At 66.3% G+C, this 19115-nt stretch carries 19 protein-coding genes; 13 read left to right on the forward strand and 6 right to left on the reverse strand.

What is annotated here, in order from left to right; genetic code table 11:
* Nucleotides 1-56: 56 nt before the first annotated feature.
* Nucleotides 57-863: a class I SAM-dependent methyltransferase gene (locus tag LFT45_RS18010; protein ID WP_236809413.1), complete on the forward strand. Its 807-nt coding sequence runs from the start codon at nt 57-59 to the stop codon at nt 861-863.
* Between the two features lie 45 nt (nt 864-908).
* On the opposite strand, the gene LFT45_RS18015 is transcribed toward LFT45_RS18010, so the two are convergent.
* On the reverse strand, nt 909-1244 hold the full coding sequence (locus LFT45_RS18015; RefSeq protein ID WP_442863572.1) for an STAS/SEC14 domain-containing protein: 336 nt from the start codon (nt 1242-1244) through the stop codon (nt 909-911).
* 173 nt (nt 1245-1417) lie between these two features.
* On the opposite strand from LFT45_RS18015, the gene LFT45_RS18020 reads away from it, so the two are divergent.
* Nucleotides 1418-3127 carry an ATP-binding response regulator gene (locus LFT45_RS18020; RefSeq protein WP_236804964.1) on the forward strand — a complete coding sequence of 570 codons (1710 nt, stop codon included), beginning with the start codon at nt 1418-1420 and terminating at the stop codon, nt 3125-3127.
* An 86-nt stretch (nt 3128-3213) separates the two neighbouring features.
* Here LFT45_RS18020 and LFT45_RS18025 read toward each other — a convergent pair whose 3' ends face one another.
* Nucleotides 3214-3372 (reverse strand): hypothetical protein, encoded by a 159-nt coding sequence (locus LFT45_RS18025; protein WP_236804965.1) that lies wholly within the window; start codon nt 3370-3372, stop codon nt 3214-3216.
* Nucleotides 3373-3584: 212 nt separating this feature from the next.
* Here LFT45_RS18025 and LFT45_RS18030 point away from each other — a divergent pair, with 212 nt between their 5' ends.
* Genes LFT45_RS18030 through LFT45_RS18040 form a run of 3 tightly spaced genes read left to right on the forward strand, consistent with a single transcriptional unit; the run spans nt 3585 to nt 6594 of the window.
* Nucleotides 3585-4652, forward strand: coding sequence for a hypothetical protein (locus LFT45_RS18030; RefSeq protein WP_236804966.1), 1068 nt, complete (start codon nt 3585-3587; stop codon nt 4650-4652).
* Entirely contained in the window at nt 4653-5069 is a 417-nt protein-coding gene (locus tag LFT45_RS18035; protein WP_236804967.1) for a DUF7793 family protein, read from the forward strand.
* Nucleotides 5053-6594, forward strand: a complete 1542-nt coding sequence (locus tag LFT45_RS18040; protein ID WP_236804968.1) for a putative bifunctional diguanylate cyclase/phosphodiesterase — start codon at nt 5053-5055, stop codon at nt 6592-6594. Before LFT45_RS18035 ends, LFT45_RS18040 begins: the two co-directional genes overlap by 17 nt.
* Nucleotides 6595-6656: 62 nt before the next feature.
* Here LFT45_RS18040 and LFT45_RS18045 read toward each other — a convergent pair whose 3' ends face one another.
* Both LFT45_RS18045 and pta read right to left on the reverse strand, forming a co-directional pair.
* Nucleotides 6657-7811 (reverse strand): acetate kinase, encoded by a 1155-nt coding sequence (locus LFT45_RS18045; protein ID WP_236804969.1) that lies wholly within the window; start codon nt 7809-7811, stop codon nt 6657-6659.
* An 8-nt stretch (nt 7812-7819) separates the two neighbouring features.
* Nucleotides 7820-9946, reverse strand: a complete 2127-nt coding sequence (gene pta / locus LFT45_RS18050) for a phosphate acetyltransferase (RefSeq protein ID WP_236804970.1) — start codon at nt 9944-9946, stop codon at nt 7820-7822.
* A 253-nt stretch (nt 9947-10199) separates the two neighbouring features.
* Between pta and LFT45_RS18055 the strand changes: the two genes are divergently transcribed.
* From LFT45_RS18055 to paaK, 4 genes are read left to right on the forward strand one after another with little or no spacing between them, the layout of a single operon-like run.
* Nucleotides 10200-10394 (forward strand): hypothetical protein, encoded by a 195-nt coding sequence (locus tag LFT45_RS18055; protein WP_236804971.1) that lies wholly within the window; start codon nt 10200-10202, stop codon nt 10392-10394.
* A complete protein-coding gene (locus LFT45_RS18060) occupies nt 10372-11274 on the forward strand; it encodes a CPBP family intramembrane glutamic endopeptidase (RefSeq protein WP_236804972.1) in 903 nt (300 codons plus the stop codon). Before LFT45_RS18055 ends, LFT45_RS18060 begins: the two co-directional genes overlap by 23 nt.
* A 36-nt stretch (nt 11275-11310) precedes the next feature.
* Entirely contained in the window at nt 11311-11766 is a 456-nt protein-coding gene (locus LFT45_RS18065; RefSeq protein WP_236804973.1) for a hotdog fold thioesterase, read from the forward strand.
* Between the two features lie 10 nt (nt 11767-11776).
* Nucleotides 11777-13150 (forward strand): phenylacetate--CoA ligase PaaK, encoded by a 1374-nt coding sequence (gene paaK / locus LFT45_RS18070; RefSeq protein WP_236804974.1) that lies wholly within the window; start codon nt 11777-11779, stop codon nt 13148-13150.
* A 60-nt stretch (nt 13151-13210) separates the two neighbouring features.
* On the opposite strand, the gene LFT45_RS18075 is transcribed toward paaK, so the two are convergent.
* Nucleotides 13211-15400 (reverse strand): multicopper oxidase family protein, encoded by a 2190-nt coding sequence (locus LFT45_RS18075; protein WP_236804975.1) that lies wholly within the window; start codon nt 15398-15400, stop codon nt 13211-13213.
* Nucleotides 15401-15651: 251 nt separating this feature from the next.
* Between LFT45_RS18075 and LFT45_RS18080 the strand changes: the two genes are divergently transcribed.
* The 4 genes from LFT45_RS18080 (at nt 15652) to LFT45_RS18095 (ending at nt 18597) form a co-directional block, all read left to right on the forward strand.
* A complete protein-coding gene (locus tag LFT45_RS18080) occupies nt 15652-16269 on the forward strand; it encodes a TetR/AcrR family transcriptional regulator (protein ID WP_236804976.1) in 618 nt (205 codons plus the stop codon).
* Between the two features lie 68 nt (nt 16270-16337).
* A complete protein-coding gene (locus LFT45_RS18085) occupies nt 16338-17171 on the forward strand; it encodes a DUF427 domain-containing protein (RefSeq protein ID WP_236804977.1) in 834 nt (277 codons plus the stop codon).
* A 251-nt stretch (nt 17172-17422) separates the two neighbouring features.
* The gene (locus LFT45_RS18090; RefSeq protein WP_236804532.1) at nt 17423-17746 is read left to right on the forward strand and encodes a helix-turn-helix domain-containing protein; all 324 of its coding nucleotides are present in this window, start codon (nt 17423-17425) and stop codon (nt 17744-17746) included.
* On the forward strand, nt 17743-18597 hold the full coding sequence (locus LFT45_RS18095; RefSeq protein ID WP_236804533.1) for an IS3 family transposase: 855 nt from the start codon (nt 17743-17745) through the stop codon (nt 18595-18597). The genes LFT45_RS18090 and LFT45_RS18095 overlap by 4 nt, the downstream gene beginning before the upstream one ends.
* Before the next feature lie 110 nt (nt 18598-18707).
* Here the strand turns inward: LFT45_RS18095 and LFT45_RS18100 are convergent, their stop codons facing one another.
* Entirely contained in the window at nt 18708-19115 is a 408-nt protein-coding gene (locus LFT45_RS18100; protein WP_111902543.1) for a VOC family protein, read from the reverse strand.

A 19115-nucleotide genomic window follows, 5' to 3' on the forward strand; every position in this document is an offset into this window, starting at 1 on the left:
GGGCCACGGGGTGCCCGCTGAACGGCGATGTGTCCCAGGCAACATATATTTGAATGATGCTCTCGGCGCTCAAGAAATACCTGCTGCTCCCCAAACTGGTGAAGTTGTCCTCGAACGCGCCAAAGGATCCCGGTGTGGCCTGGGACCAGTACTGGGGGCGGGTGGGAGCCACTGGCGCCCGAGGCGACGTCCTGTGGGATTCCGGCAGTGACCACGAGCTGCAGGCGTATCTGGAGCACCTGACGCGGCAGCTGGACCCCAACATTCCCCTCGTCGATGTCGGGTGCGGCAGCGGCGTCTTCAGCCGCGCGCTTGCCACCTACTTTCCGTACGTTCTGGGGGTGGACGTCTCAGCCAACGCCGTCGCCCGTGCGGCCACCGAATCAGAAGGGCTGGCGCGGGTCTCCTTCGTCGCGGCCGACATGACAAGCGCCGCGGGCACCCGTGCCGTGGCCGACGCCCTGGCCGCAGCCGGATTCTCCGGTGAAGCCAACATCTTCATCCGGGGCGTCTTCCACGTGCTGAAACGGCCTGCCCAGGCAGCGTTGGCCGGGCAGCTGCATACGCTCGTGGGCAAACGCGGCCGCGTGTTCCTGGCCGAGACTAACTTCCGCGGGAATCCCATCGAGTACGTCAGTCATCTTGGTGCGACACCGCACTCCATCCCCGGACCCCTCGAAAAGGCCATCCGCGCCCTGCCCATCCCCGGCCGCTTCGGCGCCGAGCAGCGCCGGCGGGCCTTTCCGGAGGCGCAGTGGGATGTGGTGGAAGACGGTCCGGTCACCATTGAAACCCGGCCCCTCAGGTCCGTTGACCGGCCGGAACAGATTCCGGGCTATTTCGCGGTGCTCCAGGCACGCTGAGGGCGCGAAGGAGCCCGCCGGAGAGCCGGCGGGCAAGACCTGGGGCTACCTGAGCTTCAGCCAGGCGAGGGCGTCGGCCTCGGACGTGAAAAACCTTGTGGGGCACGGGAGCTTGTTGATGCCCAGGAAGAAGTTGGCCATTACCCGGTCTACCGGAGACGAACCGAGCAGCGCGATCCTTGAGGCCTGGCACGGACGGCCGAAGACGGCACGCGCGCCGCGGCTCACATCGGCAGTCGTGGCCATGTCCACGAGCATGGGATGCCGGTTCTGACCGCAAAGGAGGTTCACCCTCTCCATGGCAGCCTCGGCATCGGCCTCGGTGATGCTGGCGTCCCGCGCCCAGGTCAGCCGAAGGAGGTATTCGGGATCCAATTCCAAGTCGAACAGTGTGTGACGGCCCGTGCTGTGGGAATCCAAATCAAACCTCCGCGGTGGCTAAGGGGACAAGTATCAAGGTACAGCCATTCCGTACGCGGCCAACGCTCCGCGGACTGATAATGTGAGTCCAAAGTCACGGTAGCCTCAAAAGGCACTCGCAACACAGGGGGCACATGGTCCAGGCACCGGCGGAGTCTGCCTCCGCACCTCGCGAGGCGGTGGTCGCCCTAACCGACGCCGCCCGCCTGGACGCCGTGGCGTCGGTTCTCACCGATGCGGGTTTTACCGTCCGTAAAGCGCCCGACGCCGGATCACTTGCCGATGCGCTGGAAGGCAACACCGCCGCCGTCGTACTTCTTGATACCGAACTGACGGACGGGTACGCGTGGGAGGGCACCCCCGTGCTGCTGCTGGTGGACCTCGCCGGTGACTTCGACCTGGCCCAGCTCGAACCGTGGGGCATCGCCGACTACATCTCCTATGACGCAGCTGCCCGGGAGCTGACCCACCGGGTGGAAACGCTGATTGGCCGGGCCCGGGAACGCCGCCGCATCCGGGCTGAAGCCGAGTTCCTGCGCGAAAGCCTCCGGAACGTCTCGGCCGCCATCCGCGGCACCAACAGCCCCCAGCAGATGGCGGGGCACCTGGTCCGCGGCTTCGGGGAATCCCTGGGGGTGGACCACGTCTGGTTCACCACGTTCCAGGATTCGCGCGTGCCAAGGATCAGCGCCCAGTGGTGCCTGCCCGGCCACTCCAAGCTGCCGGACACGCTCGGCTCCTTCGAGGATGCTGCCCGGGAGCAGACGACGTCGCTGTGGTCGGCCGCCGAGGCCCTCGCGGTTCCGGACCACCAGAGGGAACAATCCGCAGCACTGGCCGAGGGATTGCGGGAGTGGTCCGGCCTGGGCCCGGTCCGCGCGTCGGTTGCCCTGCCCGTGGGGGAAGGCGAGACGGCCCTGGGGATCGTTTGGATAGCGCAGGTGTCGGCTCCTCGCGACTGGACCAGGGCCGAGATCGCCCTAATCCAGCACGTCGCTGGCAACCTCGCCCACAGCCTCATCCAGGGCCACCTGATCAGCGCCCAGTTGCAGGTGCTGCAGCAGCTCCGCGAACTGGACAAGGCCAAGACAGACTTCCTCGCCACGGTCAACCACGAGCTCCGCACGCCGCTCACGTCCATCACGGCCTACCTCGACATGATCCGCGACGGAGCCGGTGGCCCCGTTCCCGCGGGCATCGAATCCATGATGGACGTCATCTCGCGGAACTCCGACCGCCTCCGACGGCTGATCGAGGACATGCTCACGGTCTCCCAGCAAGACACCCCCGGCAACCTGAACCTCAAGCAGGTGGAGCTCGGCCAGGTCCTGCGGATCGTCGTGGCCGCATTGCGCCCGCTCGCCGAGTCGCGGAACGTCACCATCGCCGGCGCCGACTCGCACGAGGACGTCAAGGTCCAGGCCGACGAGGCCCAGCTGGAGCAGGTCTTCACCAACATCGTGGCGAACGCCATCAAGTTCACGCCCCATGGCGGCCGGATCAGCATCACCTTCATGTCCCTTGACTCCGCGGGCGGGAGGTCCTGCGCCGCCGTGAGCATCACAGACACAGGGGTGGGGATTCCCGATCAGGAAATCGCCCAGGTGTTTACGCGTTTCTACCGGGCATCCAATGCTTCCTCAGCCGCCATCCCGGGCAGCGGCCTGGGACTCGCCATCGCACAGGACATCGTCCGCCGCCATGGCGGCTCACTGGACCTTTCGTCCGTTCTGGGCAAGGGAACCACCGTATCCGTGACCCTTCCGGTCGACGGACCCCAGGCCGAGGAGAACGCCGAGGACGACCACGACGCAGGGTCCGGCGGCCCCACGCCCGACGCCTAAACAACCGGCTTAGCCCAAACGAAAGCCGCCCCGGCCATTATGGTCCGGGGCGGCTTTTCACAATTTTGCTTGGCCAGGGGCCAATCCTAGTGGGGCCACCAGCCGACGCTGGCGTAATTGACCTCGGAGCTCGAAGTGGAGGTCGTGGAGATGTCCTTGTCCTTCGAGGCCGCGTTGGCAGGAGCAGCGAAGCCTGCAACTGCAAGGATGCCGGTCATAACAAGTGTTGCGGCAAGTTTCTTCATCCGCTGTCCCTTTCGTTGTTTGTAGCTGTAAACCGAATTGCACATTACGGCGACAGTATACGGTCATCAGATCAAGGTTTGGTCAAGTCAAATCCTGTCAATTCCGAAGGATTCGCCATGTTTTTTTCGCCCGTTCTTGCAATTGCCGTAACAACCGTGGTTCTGCCCCTTACCCGGTCCTCCCACGGACGGGATTGTGGATAATTGGGAGCATGCCTATGCAGCGTGACCTGTCCCCCTTCGTGATTGCAGAGCTGGCTGCGCGCGAAAGCTGGAAGCGGCGGGACTACACCGCCGGACACGACCAGGCCGGGCACGCGGCGGAACTGGCCCGGGAGGCCGGTGACGAGCTGCGCTGGTGGAAGATGGTCCTGCTACAGGCCGAATGCCTGCGGGACCAGGGCGCCATGCAGGAGTGCCAGAAGCTCGCCGCGGAACTCGCAGCCCATCCGGTTGCGGGTTCGGCCCCCGATCTGGGTGCCCGCGCCGCCATGCTGCTGGCACATTCGTTGCAGGGCCTTGGCCGGCTCCACGAGGCGGTGGATGCTGCTTCCACCGCAGCCGCTCTGGTGGCCGGCGACTTCGAAAACGTTTACCTGCACATCCACGCCCAGCAGGCACTGATCGCCGCCCTCGGGGAAAGTGGCCGGCTCGAGGACGCCTGGGAGGAGTGCATGGACCTGGAGTCGCTGCTCACCGAGCACGTGGACGAAGATACAGCCGGCAAGGCCTATTGGGTTATTGGCAACGTCGCGTTCCTCAGCAACCGGGTCAGCGAAGGCGGCCACTACCACGACCTGGCCGCGGGCAAACTTTCCCCCTCGCAGGACGTCGACCTGTGGGCCAGGTTCAACCGCGCCTCCGCCGAAATGCGCCTGCAGGCTAAGCTGGCTGACGCGGCAACGCTGCGCTGCATCGAACGCGCGGAACTTGCCACCGAAGTGGTGGGCGGCAGCGAACGGGACATCCTGGAGATGTCACTGGTGCGTGCCCACTGGTGCTTCCTCACCGGGGACATGGAAGCGGCAATCAGCCTCCTGACTCCGCTTCGCAGCAAGTTCCCCATCCTTGCCACCCAGACCGCGGCGGAAGCCACCTTCATCCTGGGCAAGGCACTGATGGCGCAGGGACACGAACCGGAATCGCTGCGAATGCTTGACGATGCCGCTACGCTGTTCGATACAGCTGCTGCACCGGAGCGTAGCGCCACCGTCCGTGGCTTCATCGCCTCAGCGGAGCCTTCGGACCGGCGCCAACAGCAATTTCTCCAGGGGGGGTAAATGCCAGAAGCCAGAGTGTTTCCCGGTGCCGCGCCGCTGCAGCCCACGGCGCCTCCCGCCGCTGCCGTCTTTACCGTGCTGCCCGACCTTGCCGTCAAAGCGGTCCTCCCGCCCGGCGCGCACCTTAACGAGACCGCGGCCGCCCACCTGCACCGCCGCCTCGGCGAGCTGGCGGGAGAACGGAGGGTCGCCGTCGTACTTGAACTCACGGGAGTGGCCTCCGTGACCCGCGCGGCACGTGCTGCCTACGCAGCGATCCCGTCGGTGTCCGCCTGGGCGATCCTGGGCGAATCGCCGGTGGACAGGCTGCTGGGGCACTTTCTGCTGGGCGGCGAATTCAGCTCCGTGCCGGCCCGCTATTTCACCGACGAAAACGACGCCCTCGACTGGTTGAGCCGCCTTGACGACGTTCTCTAACGACGATCCCCGGCTGGGGAAGCTTCTCGACGGAATCGTCCGCCTGGCAGCCGGGGAACTCCACTCGCGCATTGAGATTTCCGAGGCCAGGGACGAGCTGGACGCGGTGATCATGGGCACCAACCTGCTCGCCGAGGATTTGCAGATCATCTACCAGGAGCTCGAGCAGCGCGTGGAACTGCGCACGCGCATGCTCAACGCGGCGCACGAAGAGCTGCAGCAGATGGCGCTCACCGATTCCCTGACCGGACTCTACAACCGGTCGGCGCTGGTCAGCGCCGTCAACGCGGCCCAGGCAGAGGTGGCCGACGGCGGGCCTCCGCCGGCGCTGCTGCTGCTGGACCTGGACGCCTTCAAGAGCATCAATGATTCGTACGGCCACTCGATGGGCGACCAGGTGCTGGCAACGGTCGGCGCACGGATCCGTTCGTGCGTGGGCGACGGCGGCATGGTGGCCCGGCTGGGCGGCGACGAGTTCGCCGTCCTGCTTCCTCCCACCACGCCGGCCAAGGCGGCCGCCGTCGGAAACCGGATCCTGGATTCGCTCAACGAAACCCTGCAAGTGGACGGCAAGACCATCCGCTGCGGCGCGAGCCTGGGGCTTCGGATTGCGGATCCCGGCGAGACGTCGGAGGAGCTGCTGATGGAGGCGGACATCGCGATGTACGCCTCCAAGGCCGATGGCCGCAACAAGCTGCGGGTGTTCGAACCGGCCATGCTGCATGCCCGGCAGCTCCGCAACCAGCTGGTGGGGGAACTGCGCGAGGCTATCGCTAATGACCAGCTGGTGCTGTACTACCAGCCGGTCATCGAACTTGCCTCGGGCAAAATCGAAGGCGTGGAGGCCCTGGTCCGTTGGAAACACCCCAAGCGCGGCCTGATTATGCCGGACGAATTCATCCCCATCGCCGAGGAAACCGGCCTCATCTCGGAGCTGGGCAACTGGGTACTGAAGAATGCGGTGGAGCAGCTCCGGCTCTGGCGATCGTCTTCCGCAACCGGCCGGCACAATTTCGACATGCGCATCAACATTACGGCGGCGGACCTTCAGCGGCTCCAATTCATTGAGGACGTCCGGGAAGCGCTCACCGCCGCCGACCTCGAGCCGGGCCTGCTGGTCCTGGAGCTCACGGAAGGCGCGATCATCCAGGGCAACGAGCTCGACAGGTACACGCTCGCCAGCCTCCGGAAGCTAGGCGTGGGCCTGGAGATCGACGACTTCGGCACCGGATACTCGTCCATCAGCTACCTCCGGCGCCTGCCCGTGGACCGGGTCAAGGTGGACCGGACACTGCTCACCGCCCTCGGCAGCGACCCCGCGCAGCCGGCCCTGATCGCCGCCATCCACCAGCTCATCCGGGCCTGCGGGCTCGAGGCCGTGTGGGAGGGCGTTGAGAACGCGGAGCAGGCCGAGCACCTGCGCAGCACGGGCTGCATCAGCGGGCAGGGCTACTACTTCAGCCGCCCCCTCCCCGCCGCGGAGTTCACCGACCGCCTCGCCACGCAGGACGTCTGGCCCGGCTGAGGACCGCTGATTGGCTCGCGGGTTTCGACAAGCTCAACCAGCGGGGCGCAATGGACGAGCGCCTAGCCTCCGACGACGGCGGCTGTTGCCTCGGCGATGGCGCGCTCCTCGTCCGTGGGCACCACCAGCACGGGGATGGCGGAGGCCTCGGTGGAAATCAAGCGGGGTTCCCTGGACCGCTCACTGTTCAGCCCGGCGTCGAGCTCGATGCCCAACGCCCCCAGCTTCTCCCCCACCAGGGCACGGAACTGGTGCGAGTTCTCGCCTATCCCGGCCGTGAAAACCAGCGCCTTCGCCCCGCCGACCGCCACGTGGTAGCCCCCGATGTACTTGGCCAGCCGGTAGGAGGTGACAGCCAGGGCAGTGGCCGCGCGCGCATTGCCGGACTCGGCCGCCTCCACCACCGAGCGCATGTCGTTGCTGCCGGCCAGCCCCTTGAGCCCCGACTCGCGGTTCAGCATCGAATCGAGGTCCTCGGCGTTCCAGCCGGTGCGGGCCAGGAACACCAGGATGGACGGATCCAGATCGCCGGAGCGGGTGCCCATGACCAGGCCCTCCAGCGGCGTGAAACCCATCGAGGTGTCCACGGATTTGCCGCCCCGGATCGCCGTGACGGAGGCGCCGTTGCCGAGGTGGGCGATCACGCCGTCGAACTCCTCCACGGGGATGTCCAGCAGCGCGGCGGCACGGTTGGTGACGTATTCGTGAGACGTGCCGTGGAAGCCGTAGCGGCGGATCCCGTGGTTGGTGTAGAGCTCGTCGGGAACGGCGTAGCGCCAGGCGTGCTCGGGCAGACTGCGGTGGAAGGCGGTGTCGAACACGGCCACCTGCGGCATGTCCGGCCACTTCTTGGTGATGGCGCGGATGCCCAGCACGTTGGCAGGGTTATGCAGCGGCGCGAGCGGGTTGAGCCGCTCGATGGCACGGGTGATCTCGTTGTCGATCAGCACGGGCTCGCCGAACCGCTCGCCGCCGTGCACCACCCGGTGCCCGACCGCGTCCAACTGCCTCTCGCCCAGCACCTCATGGATGGCCGCGTCCACCTGTTCGAGGGCTTCGGCATGGTCCGCCGGGCCGACCACTTCGCCGTCGCCCTGGCCGCCGTTGGACACCCCGATCCGCTCGATCAGTCCCTCGGTGAGCACGCTGCCTTCGGCGACGTCGCGGACCTGGTACTTGAGCGAGGACGAGCCGGAGTTGATGACGAGCACGAGCATGGGGCCTCCTAAGCCTGGGCTGCTGAAACGGCGGACGGTTCTGTACTGGGTTCTGGGGCGGGTTCCGCGGTCTGCGCTTGGATGGCGGTGATGGCCACCGTGTTCACGATGTCCTCCACGGTGCAGCCGCGGGAGAGGTCATTGACGGGCTTGCGCAGCCCCTGCAGGACCGGCCCGACGGCGACTGCTCCGGAGCTCTGCTGCACCGCCTTGTACGTGTTGTTGCCGGTGTTGAGGTCCGGGAAGATGAACACGGTCGCCTGCCCGGCCACGGACGAGCCAGGCATCTTGGATTCGGCGATGGAAGCATCCACGGCGGCGTCGTACTGGATGGGGCCTTCGACGGCGAGGTCCGGGCGGCGCTCACGCACCAGGTCGGTGGCCTGCCGGACTTCCTCCACGGCCTCGCCGGAGCCCGAACCGCCGGTGGAGTAGGACAGCATGGCCACCCTCGGCTCCACGCCGAACTGGCCCGCGGTCTCCGCCGAGGCCAGTGCGATGTCCGCGAGCTGCTCCACGTTCGGATCCGGGTTCACCGCACAGTCGCCATAGACCAGCACCCGGTCCGGCATGAGCATGAGGAACACCGAGGAGACGATCTTCACGCCCTCCCGGGTCTTCACGAACTCCAGCGCCGGGCGGATGGTGTGGGCCGTGGTGTGCGCTGCGCCGGAGACCATACCGTCCACGACGCCGAGCTGGACCATCATGGTGCCGAAGTAGCTTTCGTCCTGCATGACCTCCAGCGCCCGGGCCAGGTCCACGCCCTTGTGCGCCCGCAGCTCGGCGTACCTGGCGGCGAAGTCCTGGCGCAGCTCGGACGTTGCGGGGTCCACGATGTTGATGCCGGCGAGGTCGATGCCCCGGCTGGCCGCGAGCTCCCGGACGTCGGCTTCCCGGCCCAGCAGCGTCAGGTCGCAGACGTCCCGGCGGTGCAGGATCTCGGCGGCCTTCAGGATCCGGATGTCCTTGCCCTCCGGCAGCACGATGTGACGGCGCTGCGAGCGGGCCCGTTCAATGAGGTCGTGCAGGAACCGCAGCGGGGTCATTCGCTCGGCGCGGGGCAGGTGCAGGCGCTCGAGCATCTCGGCCTCGTCCACCTGCCGGGACCACAGCCCCAGCGCGGACGCCACCTTCCGCCGGTGGCCACTCCAGATCTCACTGCGGACCTCGGAGACGCGCCGGGCCGTGGTGTAGGTGTCGTCCTCCGTGGCGAACACCGGGAACGGGGCGGAGGCCAGAAGCGGATAGATGTTGGCGTCCGGGGCCAAGCCGCCGGTGAGGATCAGCCCCGACGGCACCGGGAACTCAGGCGAGAACGACGACGCCAGGCAGGCCACCATCACGTCCGCCCGGTCGCCGGGCGCAATCACCAGCGCGCCGTCGTCGAGCACGTTCAAAAAGTTGCCCACGTTCATGGCGGCCACCTTGACGTCACGGACGTCCCGCTCCATGTCCGCGCGGCCGGCAATCTGCTGCAGGCCGAGGACGGCGCCCACCTCCCCGGTGGTGGGCCGGGCGATGTCCTCCAGTTCAGGGAAAACGTACACCGGCCGGCCGGAGGCGCCCGGCTTCACCGCGGCGACGATTGCGTCCACGTCCTCCGGGTCCGCCCGGTTAACCATCATGGCCAGCAGCGAGCACTTCTCGGCGGCCAGCTCCTTGCGGGCAACGTCGACGGCGGCCGCAGCCTCCGCCACGCTGCGACCCTTGGCGCCCACCACCGCCACGACGGGCGCGGCCAGGTTGTTGGCGAGACGCGCGTTGAGGTCGAACTCGACGGCGGCGTCGTGGCCGGTGAGGTCCGTGCCCTCCACGATGATCACGTCGCAGTGCCGGCCCATCTCCGCGAAGATCTCCACACAGCGGGAGTCGATGTCTTCGCGCCTGCCCTCCGCGAGCAGGCCTCGGACTTCGGTGAATGTCAGCCCTCCGCGGCAGCGATCGTCCCCGAGATCAAAGCGGGACTTCATCAGCGCCACCATCGGATCCGCGCCGGCGTCCTCCCCATGGACCACCGGCTTGAAGAATCCGATCCGGTCCGCGTGCCGGTGGAGCGTGTCCGCCAGGCCCAGCGCTATGAGCGACTTCCCCGATCCCGGAGTGGTCGCACTGACATATATCCCTTTGGCCATGTTCTGTCCCCTGGTTGGAAGCTCCTGCATGGAACGTACTGCATTGGACGTGCCGGTGTGCTGACTTGCACGCGCCGGGGCGCGCACTCCCCCATACTTTCACTTGTTGCCTCGCTTCCGGGAGCAGACAATGGTGTTGATTGCCACGTCGGCGCACATTCGCCGTCCGGACCCGGAGTGGGCCAGCGCCCCGGGACCGGCCCATCCGCAGCAGCCTCCCGAGCTGCAACGTTCCTGAACGATGGTGGTCCCGATGAACCCCGCTGGCCGCGCTTCCGATCCATCCGCAGCATCGTCCGCCCGTCCCCTGCGCCGGCTCATCGCTGGGCTCCCGGTGGCAGCGTTCCTGATCGTAGCGGCCACCGTTTTGCTGGTGGTCCTGGCGCTGCTCCGGAACTTCCGCACACTGACGGCGGAGGCGGGTCATGGCGCAGCCGTCGCCGGCTGAGCAGCCCATGCCCGCCGGACGGGCAGTGCCCGCTGACGGCGGGGACCGCCGTCGGACCCGAAAGGACGGGCCGCGGCGCCGGGCCCCGGCCTGGCCGGCGGGCCACCGGCTCCCGCTGTTCTTTGCTCTGGCCTTCGCCATTTCCTGGATGCTTTGGCCGCTGACCCTCCTCAACCCGGACAGCTCGCCCCTGGTACCGTTCGGACCCGCTTTGGCCGCGGCCATCACCGCCTACCTCGCAGGCGGCAAGGCCGAGCTGCTGCGACTGCTCCGGCAGCTCGCCCGCTGGCGCGTGGCCGGCCGCTGGTACGCTGGCGCCGTGGGACTGCCATGCCTGCTGGTGGCGGTCTCTGCCGGTCTCACCGTCTCCGGCGGCGCACCCGAGCCTTCGCTTGGCCCGAACCCCGGCTGGTTCATGCTGCTGGGCACCTTCGCCTTCACACTGGTGGCCGTGGGCCTCTTCGAGGAGCTGGGCTGGCGCGGCTACGCCCTGCCGCTCCTGCAGCGGGACCGCCCCGCCCTGTCCGCGGCGCTGCTCCTCGGGCTGGTGTGGGCGGCATGGCACCTGCCCGAGCTGCTGTCAGATCCCACCGGGCAGCGGCCGCCGCTTCCGTTCCTGCTGATGGTCCTGGCGCAGTCCGTGCTGCTGGCCTGGCTCTACAACAGCAGCGGAAGTGTGCCCATCTGCATGGTCTTCCACGCGGCATTCAACACCTCCGGCGCCCTGGTCTTCCCCGCCATGCTGGGGCCCGACTACCTCACGCTCTGGTGGACCGTGGCGCTCCTCCATGTCCTGGCAGCACTGGTGGTCATTGCCGTCGCCGGCCCCCTCCGCCTGGCCCGCACCCTTGACACGCACCCCTCCAATGGGATTACCTAATGAACATTCGGTAAATAAAGCTGGAGGCAACGACGCATGGCTGAAACGGCAATCCCCGGTGTGGCCCACCACATCCTTGAGAACGACTACGCCTCGGAATGGATGGGCATAGAAGTCCTCGCCGTGAGCGACGGCCACGCAACCATCCGGATGACCCTCCGGCAGGAAATGCTCAACGGCTTCGGCATGGCCCACGGCGGAATGATCTTCGCCTTCGCAGACACCGCTTTCGCCCTCGCCTGCAACCCCGCCTCGCCCGCCGACCCCGACAGCATCACCGTTGCTGCCGGCGTCGACATCAACTTCCTCAAGCCGGCCTACCAGGGCCAGGTGATCACCGCCGTCGCCGACCGCCGCTCCAGCGCTGGCCGCAGCGGCCTTTACGACATCCAGATCTTCGCTGCCGATCCCGGTGCTGGGGCCAGCGCCGGCCAGCCGGGGGAACTCATTGCCGAGTTCCGCGGACGCAGCCGTACCATCCCCAAGAAGTAGGAAGCAGACCATGACCCTCCACGCCCCTGAACCCACCGTCGCTGCGCGCACTGTGGCCGTCCCCGCCGCCACCGACGCCATCCTGGACCCCGAGGAGACCATGTCCCGGGACGAGCTTGAGGCGCTGCAGCTCAGCCGGCTCCAGCACACCGTCGCGTACGCCTACGACCGGGTCCCGCTGTACAAGCGCAAGTTCGACGACGCCGGCATCCACCCCTCGGACCTGCGCGAACTCGCTGACCTCGGCAACTTCCCCTTCACCACCAAGGAGGACCTGCGCCAGGAGTACCCGTTCGGCATGTTCGCGGTGCCGCAGAGCGAGGTGGCCCGCGTGCACGCGAGCTCCGGCACCACGGGCCGCCCCACCGTCGTCGGATACACCAAGCAGGACCTGGCCGACTGGGCCAAACTGGTGGCCCGCTGCCTCCGCGCCTCCGGCGTCCGTCCGGGCATGAAGGTCCACAACGCCTACGGCTACGGCCTGTTCACCGGCGGACTGGGTGCCCACGCCGGCGCCGAGGCCCTCGGCTGCACGGTGATTCCGATGTCCGGCGGGCAGACCGAGCGCCAGATCCAGATGATCCAGGACTTCGAGCCGGACGTCATACTGGCCACGCCCACCTACCTGCTCACCATCGCCGATGCCATGGCGCACATGGGGATCGACCCGACCTCCACCTCGCTGAAGTACGCGGTCCTGGGTGCGGAGCCATGGACGCAGGAGATGCGGCACGAGCTTGAGGTCACCATGAACATCAAGGCATGCGACATTTACGGGCTCTCCGAGGTCATGGGCCCCGGCGTCGCGGGCGAATGTGTGGAGACCCAGGACGGCAGCCACATCTGGGAGGACCACTTCCGGCCGGAGATCATCGACCCCTTCAACCCTGCCCCGGGCAAGGAGAACGTGCTGGGCGACGGCGAGCACGGCGAGCTGGTGTTCACCTCGCTCACCAAGGAAGCCCTGCCGATCATCCGGTACCGCACCAAGGACCTCACGCGCCTGCTCCCCGGCACCGCCCGCCCGGCACATCGCCGGATGGGCCGCATCACCGGCCGCAGCGACGACATGATCATCCTCCGCGGCGTGAACCTCTTCCCGTCCCAGATCGAGGAAATCGCCCTGCGCATCCCCGAGCTCAGCCCCCACTTCCAGCTCGAACTGACCCGGCCGGAAGGCCAGCGCATGGACCAGCTGACCGTGAAGATCGAGCGCCGTGACAATGTCACGTCCGAGGACAGCACGACGGCGGCCCGCACCCTGCGCGAGCAGATCAAGATCCACGTGGGTTCTTCGTGCACCGTGAATGTGGTGGAGCCAGGCTCGCTCGAACGCTCCAACGGCAAGCTGCGCCGGATCTACGACCTGCGCCCGAAGGGGTAAGTCCATCCGCACGCCGGGACCCGCCAGCCGGCGGGTCCCGGCGCCAGGTTCAACGGACGGTCATGGCGTGATCGACCAGCCGAACATCATGGCGTGGTCCTCGTGTGCCAGGTTGTGGCAGTGCGCCACGTACGGGCCCACGAAGTCGCGGAAGCCCCGGTAGAGGATCGTCGACTCGCCGGGATCGAGGGCCACCAGGTCTTCCTTGGACACGTCATCGGGATGCGACTTGTCGCCACCCCGGGTAACGTCCTTGCCGTTGCGCATGACCGTCCGGTGTTCCTCCATGTGCAGGTGGAACGGGTGGACCCAGCCGCCGCCCCCGTTGCGGACCTCCCACAGATTAAAGCTGCCCTTCCTTTGCTGGGCCAGGGGTGCGCGGCCGGCGGGATTTCTCAGGCTCGCCGCCACCGCTGCCGGGTCAAAGGGCTTGCCGTTGATGAGCCACTCGGTCTCCCCTCCCAGGCTGCCGCGCTTCACCTCGAAGACCATCCTGTTGTCCAGCATGGTCTGCCAGTTGCTTGGCAGCGGCGGAAGGGGCCGGAGGGCCGTGGGGATCAGGCTGTCATCCGGGGCGCTGTCGCCGATCACGAACTTAAGCACCGGCACCTTGTACTTCGGGTCCGGCGAGAAGCGGGACGAGTTGGACCACATGCGTCCGTTGGGCATCTTCATCACGTTGGTGAGGTAGATGACGTCGCCCTTCGTGGTGGGCGTACCGTCCTGGTACCGGGTGAAATCGATGATGACCTCGCGGCGCTTGGCCGGCCACAGCTCAAAGGAGTCGCGCTTGAGCGGCACTGGCAGCAGCCCGCCGTCGGACGCGATCTGGGTGAACTGCATGCACTGCTGCGCGTCGGGGATGCGGTACTGGCCGTCGAGTTCGTCGTCCTGGTAGCCCAGGGACGCCGACGATTTTGGTCCCTGGGTAGAGCTCATCAGCTTGAACTCGTAGATCCTCGCGACGGAAGCATCCAGGAAGCGGAAGCGGTATTTGCGTCGCTTTACCTCCAGTACCGGCGACGCGGTGCCGTTGACCGTGAAGATGTCGCCCACGAAGCCGTGATTGGGGAAGTGCTTGTAGAAGGTCTTGCCCCACCACTCCGGATGCTCGGCCGGGTTCTTCGCGGCCGGGAACTCGTTCTGCACGTCGTGGATGTCCTTGTGCACAGTTTCGCCGTCGTCCAGCCGGCAGTCGTAGAAGGCCAGCGGGATGTCGTACTTGACGTCGAAGGACCCGTCCGGGTTGTTGGTTCGCACGCCGGGCAGCCGCAGTCCCTGGCGCTCGTCGCCCATGTCCGTGCCGTATTTCGGGTCATAGATCGGGTACAGGCCCACCATGCCCTTGTAGACGTTGGAGCCGGTGTGGTCCATCCGGTGGTCGTGGAACCAGAAGAAGCTCTGCTTCTCGCGGTCGTCGCCGCCGGCCGGCCAGTTCAGGTAGAGGTTGTCCACGAACATCTTTGGCAGGTAGCCCGGGTGCTTCGGCCCGCTCACCATGGAGTAGTGCGGGTTGCCGTCGCTCTCCGGGGCAGTGTGGCCGTTATGCAGGTGGGTCAGAAAGGACCAGTCCGGTGACCCGAAGTCCTGGCGGTCCAGGTTCAGCGGGTTCTCGTCCAGATGGTTTTCGAACCGCACCAGCACTGGCCTGCCGTATTCGGCGTTGATCATCGGGCCGGGAAAGGTCCCGTTGAAACCGTAGATCGTGCTCGGGGGCAACGTCCGCTTGATGCCGGCATCGACCCTTCTGCCGAGTGAGTCGTATGACCGCGTCGGATTGCCGTCCGAGTCGATCGGAAGCACCTGCGACGTCGTGAACCTGTGGGTCCGCAGCAACACGTCGATCTTGTAGACAATGGGGTCCGGATAGCCGATCCGACTCGGCCACAACTGATGCTGCTCGTTGCGCAGCGAGTTCTGCTGGCCCGGCCCCGGCCCCGGCGGATTCCGCCAGGAGCTATAGACCGACCGCGGCACCGGGGCCAGCGCCTTGGGGATGGGCAGCGCGTCACGGAACGGCGTGAGGATCAGCGGACTCGTTGGGTATTTTTCGATGTAGAACAACTCGTCACTCAGGGCTGTCGATGTGGCGGCGAATGCGCCGTCGGGTGACAGGAGCCCTCGCTGAGCCAGCATCGGACCGGCCCAGGTTTGTGCGGCCGCGAGCGCCGCTCCGGCTCCTCCGGCCGCACCCAGGCGCAGCAGCGCGCGGCGTCCCAGCCCGTTTGACGTTGCAGATTTTTCAGACATGCTCAGTGCCTCCTTGGCCCGGGCACATGCCAAACGCATCGCCCCGGCGGTCATCCCAATATGTGGTTCTGAGACCGAACGCCGTCCACCGGGACCTCCTTGTCCCGCGGGTCAGCTTTGCCGCACTGATTCCCCTGGCGGAAGAAAACTGTGGGATCCGGACCTTGGGAAAACGCTGACGGCCCGCCGCGCAGACCCTCCGAATTGGCGGTCTGCCGGGATTACCGAACGTTCATGAGAAAATAGCCCGTATGCCCAGTACAGCAGCAAACACAGCAGCCCCCACCAAGCGCGGCCGTCCCGGCTACGACCAGCAGTCCGTGCTGCTGATCGCCGTCGACGTCTTCAACCGCCACGGCTACGACGCCACATCCATGGGCATCCTCGCCGAAAATCTGGGCATCTCCAAGTCGGCGATCTACCATCATGTGCCGTCAAAGGGCGACCTACTGAAGCTGGCCCTGGACCACGCGCTCGGCGGGCTGGAAGCCATCCTGGAGCAGCCGGGGGCAACCTCCGGGGCAGCCGACGCGCGGCTGGAGTTCGTGCTGCGCCAGACCATCGCCGTGCTGGTGGAGCGGCTGCCCTTCGTCACGCTGCTGCTGCGGCTGCGCGGGAACACGGATATCGAACGGGACGCCATGGAACGCCGCCGTGCCTTCGACCACCGGGTAGCCGAGCTGATCTCCGCGGCCCGCGATGAGGGGTCACTGCGCCAGGACATAGATCCCCGCACCGTGACCCGCCTCCTGTTCGGAACCATCAACTCGATCGTCGAGTGGTACAAGCCGGGCGGTTCGCTCTCGCCGGAAAAGCTGGCCGACGACGTCATCACCATGGCGTTCGACGGCCTGCATGCCAAGCCCTGACAGGCTAGCGAACAGGCGTTGGCGAATTAGCCGTTGACGCCGGGCGCCCTGATGCCCACATTGTATGCATGGCCACGAAACTGTCGGATCTTCTGTTCGGCGCATTTCCTGATCTCCGGTACCAGCCCACCTCCAAGAGGATCCGTGCGGGCATCGACGGAAGCCCCGTCGTCGACACTGTGGAAGCCCTCCTGGTCTGGGAACCGAAACGCGTCACCCCGGTTTACGCCGTGCCCGAAAAGGATCTGCTGGCGCGGCTCGAGCCGCCTGGAGCTGATGCGGACGCCGGTCCGGACGAGTATCCGGTCCGCCTGATGGCAGAGGCTCCGTCGGCCCTGGACCCGCGGACCGGGTTCAGGCGGCACACTGCGGCGGGCGAGGAGCTCGACGTCGTGGCATCCGCGTTCAGTGTGCCCCGGGCAGCGTTCCGGCCCTCGGATCCGGATCTGGAAGGCTACGTCATCCTGGATTTCGGCGCCTTCCACTGGTTCGAGGACCACGAGGAGATCATCGGCCACCCGCGGGACCCGTTCCACCGCGTGGACATCCGTGCCACGCTGCGGCGCATCGAGGTGAAGCTCGACGGCGTGATGCTGGCGGACACGGTCGGAGCCCATCTGCTCTACGAAACGCTGCTTCCCGTGCGGTACTACATCCCGCCCGAGGACGTCCGGCTGGACCTGCTCGAGGCCAGCCCGCACCGCACCGTCTGCCCCTATAAGGGCGAGGCCAAGTACTGGAGCTTTCCGGAGTCGGCCCGGGGCAAGAACATCGCCTGGGCCTACGACTCGCGGTTCATCGACGCCCGCCAGATCCACGGCCTGGTCTGCTTCTTCAACGAGCGGGCTGACGTGTCCGTGGACGGCGAACCGCAGGGCCACCCGGTCACCCCGTGGTCCTGAAACGCCAAAACCAACCCTCTCCCACCCCCTGTACTGCTCCCCGGAAGTTGGACTGAGATATTCAGTTCCGACTTGTGGGGAGCAGTTTTATGCGTGCGTCTAGTTCGTTGTCTGAGGTCCAGCGCAAGGCCGCTGTAGCGTGGTTCGAGAAGGGCATCGCAGCTAGAGCGACGGCCGGAGTGCTGGGTGTGCCCTTGCCGCCGGTTCGGGGTCTCTACCTGCGGTGGAGGATTCATGGTCGAGGAGTTTTGATGCCGCAGCCGCCAACGTCGTACTCATTCGAGTTCAAACTCGCCTTGGTGGAACGGTTCCTAGCGGGCGAGACCGCCCCGGACCTGGCAGTGGAAGCCGGCCTGTCCTCACCTCGCGTGCTGCAAAAGTGGGTACGGGGCTACCGGGAGGAGGGTGCTGATGCATTGCGGCCGAAGCCCAAAGGCAGGCCCCGTAAGTCCGACGCCCCGCCGCCGCCGGATACACCGGAGATGGAACGGTTACGCCGGGAGAACGAGCGGTTGCGGGCGGAGGTGGCCTATCTGGGAAAACTGCGGGCCTTGAGGGAACAGGGACGACGGTGAAGGTCCAGGCCGTCATCTCCCTCAAGGCTGATTATCCGCTGGGCGTCCTGCTGGACGTCGCCGGGCTTGCCCGGTCCACGTTCTTCTATCACCAGGCCCGCCTCCAGGCCCCCGATCCGCGGGCGTCGCTCAAGACCACGATCACCGAGATTTTCAACGACAGCCAGGCCCGGTACGGGCACCGGCGCATTCACACAGAGCTGCTCAAGAAAGGGTGGACGGTCGCGAAGAAGACCGTTCTGAAGCTGATGCGTGTCCTGGGGCTGGTCTGCAAGGTCCGGCGGAGGAAGCGCTACAACTCCTACCAGGGCGAGCAGGGCAGGATCGCCCCGAACCTGCTGAACCGGGAGTTCGACGCCACCGCCCCGAACCAGAAGTGGGTTACCGACGTGACAGAGTTCAGCGTCGGAGGCCGAAAGCTTTACTTCTCCCCGATCATGGACCTCTTCGACCGGCAGATCATCTCCTACGCCATCGGCTCGTCCCCGAACCTGGAGCTGACCAACGCGTCGCTGCGCGACGCCTTGGCCACGCTCGAGGACGGGCAGAAACCGCTGGTGCACTCGGACCAGGGCGTCCAGTACCAGCACATCTCCTGGCGCACTCTCCTCAAGGAAGCCGGCGCGGTCCAATCAATGTCCCGCAAGGGCAACTGCTACGACAACGCCGTGATGGAGAACTTCTTCGGCCACCTCAAGGAAGAACTCTTCCACCACGTCCGGTTCCTCAGCCCCGGCGCCCTGGCAACAGCACTGCACGAGTACATCCGCTGGTACAACACCGACAGAATCTCAACGAAGCTCAACGGCCTGAGCCCGATACAATACCGAAGCCAGGCCCTTGCAGCCTAGGCCTTACTAACCAGGTCCAACTATCGGGGACCAGTTCACCCTGCCGCCTAAAACCAAACCCCTCCTCACCTAGGTGAGGAAGGGTTTGGGAATCTGCAACGGTGGGCGGATCAGAGCTGATATTCAGCCTGGGTTCCGAGCCTTTCGTGGACGCAGAGGATGTTGTTTTCGGTGTCCATGAACCAGGCGCATTTCTCGGCGTCGGTCGAACAGATGTGGTGATCGGTCTTCAAATCGGGGAGGTCGTAGTCCTGGAACCGAACGCCCTTGGACTCCATGTCCTGGACGGTCCGTTCGATGTCCGTGACCTCGAAACTCAACGCAGTGTGCTCCGAGTGCTTTCCGTCAGTTACAGGCATCAGCTGCAGCATGGGGCCGTCAGCGTTGCCGAATAAATCGCTTCCATCCTCAGCCTTGCCACGGTGTGGGAGGCCCAACGTTTCCGCGTAAAATCCGCGGGCGCGGTCCGGATCATCGACAGGCAGGATGGTTGTGGCTGTTCTCAGTGCTAGGGTCAT

Origin of the sequence: Arthrobacter sp. FW305-BF8, assembly GCF_021789315.1 — a bacterium.
GTDB lineage: Bacteria > Actinomycetota > Actinomycetes > Actinomycetales > Micrococcaceae > Arthrobacter.

What these genes read in the sequence shown, in the direction of transcription:
- LFT45_RS18045 (WP_236804969.1), bottom strand. Translation starts at nt 7,811, where the DNA reads ATGCTCGTGCTCGTCATCAACTCCGGCTCGTCCTCGCTCAAGTACCAG.
- LFT45_RS18035 (WP_236804967.1), top strand. Translation starts at nt 4,653, where the DNA reads ATGCCAGAAGCCAGAGTGTTTCCCGGTGCCGCGCCGCTGCAGCCCACG.
- LFT45_RS18020 (WP_236804964.1), top strand. Translation starts at nt 1,418, where the DNA reads ATGGTCCAGGCACCGGCGGAGTCTGCCTCCGCACCTCGCGAGGCGGTG.
- LFT45_RS18100 (WP_111902543.1), bottom strand. Translation starts at nt 19,115, where the DNA reads ATGACCCTAGCACTGAGAACAGCCACAACCATCCTGCCTGTCGATGAT.
- LFT45_RS18055 (WP_236804971.1), top strand. Translation starts at nt 10,200, where the DNA reads ATGAACCCCGCTGGCCGCGCTTCCGATCCATCCGCAGCATCGTCCGCC.
- LFT45_RS18075 (WP_236804975.1), bottom strand. Translation starts at nt 15,400, where the DNA reads ATGTCTGAAAAATCTGCAACGTCAAACGGGCTGGGACGCCGCGCGCTG.
- paaK (WP_236804974.1), top strand. Translation starts at nt 11,777, where the DNA reads ATGACCCTCCACGCCCCTGAACCCACCGTCGCTGCGCGCACTGTGGCC.
- LFT45_RS18010 (WP_236809413.1), top strand. Translation starts at nt 57, where the DNA reads ATGCTCTCGGCGCTCAAGAAATACCTGCTGCTCCCCAAACTGGTGAAG.
- LFT45_RS18090 (WP_236804532.1), top strand. Translation starts at nt 17,423, where the DNA reads ATGCCGCAGCCGCCAACGTCGTACTCATTCGAGTTCAAACTCGCCTTG.
- LFT45_RS18085 (WP_236804977.1), top strand. Translation starts at nt 16,338, where the DNA reads ATGGCCACGAAACTGTCGGATCTTCTGTTCGGCGCATTTCCTGATCTC.
- LFT45_RS18080 (WP_236804976.1), top strand. Translation starts at nt 15,652, where the DNA reads ATGCCCAGTACAGCAGCAAACACAGCAGCCCCCACCAAGCGCGGCCGT.
- LFT45_RS18065 (WP_236804973.1), top strand. Translation starts at nt 11,311, where the DNA reads ATGGCTGAAACGGCAATCCCCGGTGTGGCCCACCACATCCTTGAGAAC.
- LFT45_RS18025 (WP_236804965.1), bottom strand. Translation starts at nt 3,372, where the DNA reads ATGAAGAAACTTGCCGCAACACTTGTTATGACCGGCATCCTTGCAGTT.
- pta (WP_236804970.1), bottom strand. Translation starts at nt 9,946, where the DNA reads ATGGCCAAAGGGATATATGTCAGTGCGACCACTCCGGGATCGGGGAAG.
- LFT45_RS18030 (WP_236804966.1), top strand. Translation starts at nt 3,585, where the DNA reads ATGCCTATGCAGCGTGACCTGTCCCCCTTCGTGATTGCAGAGCTGGCT.
- LFT45_RS18060 (WP_236804972.1), top strand. Translation starts at nt 10,372, where the DNA reads ATGGCGCAGCCGTCGCCGGCTGAGCAGCCCATGCCCGCCGGACGGGCA.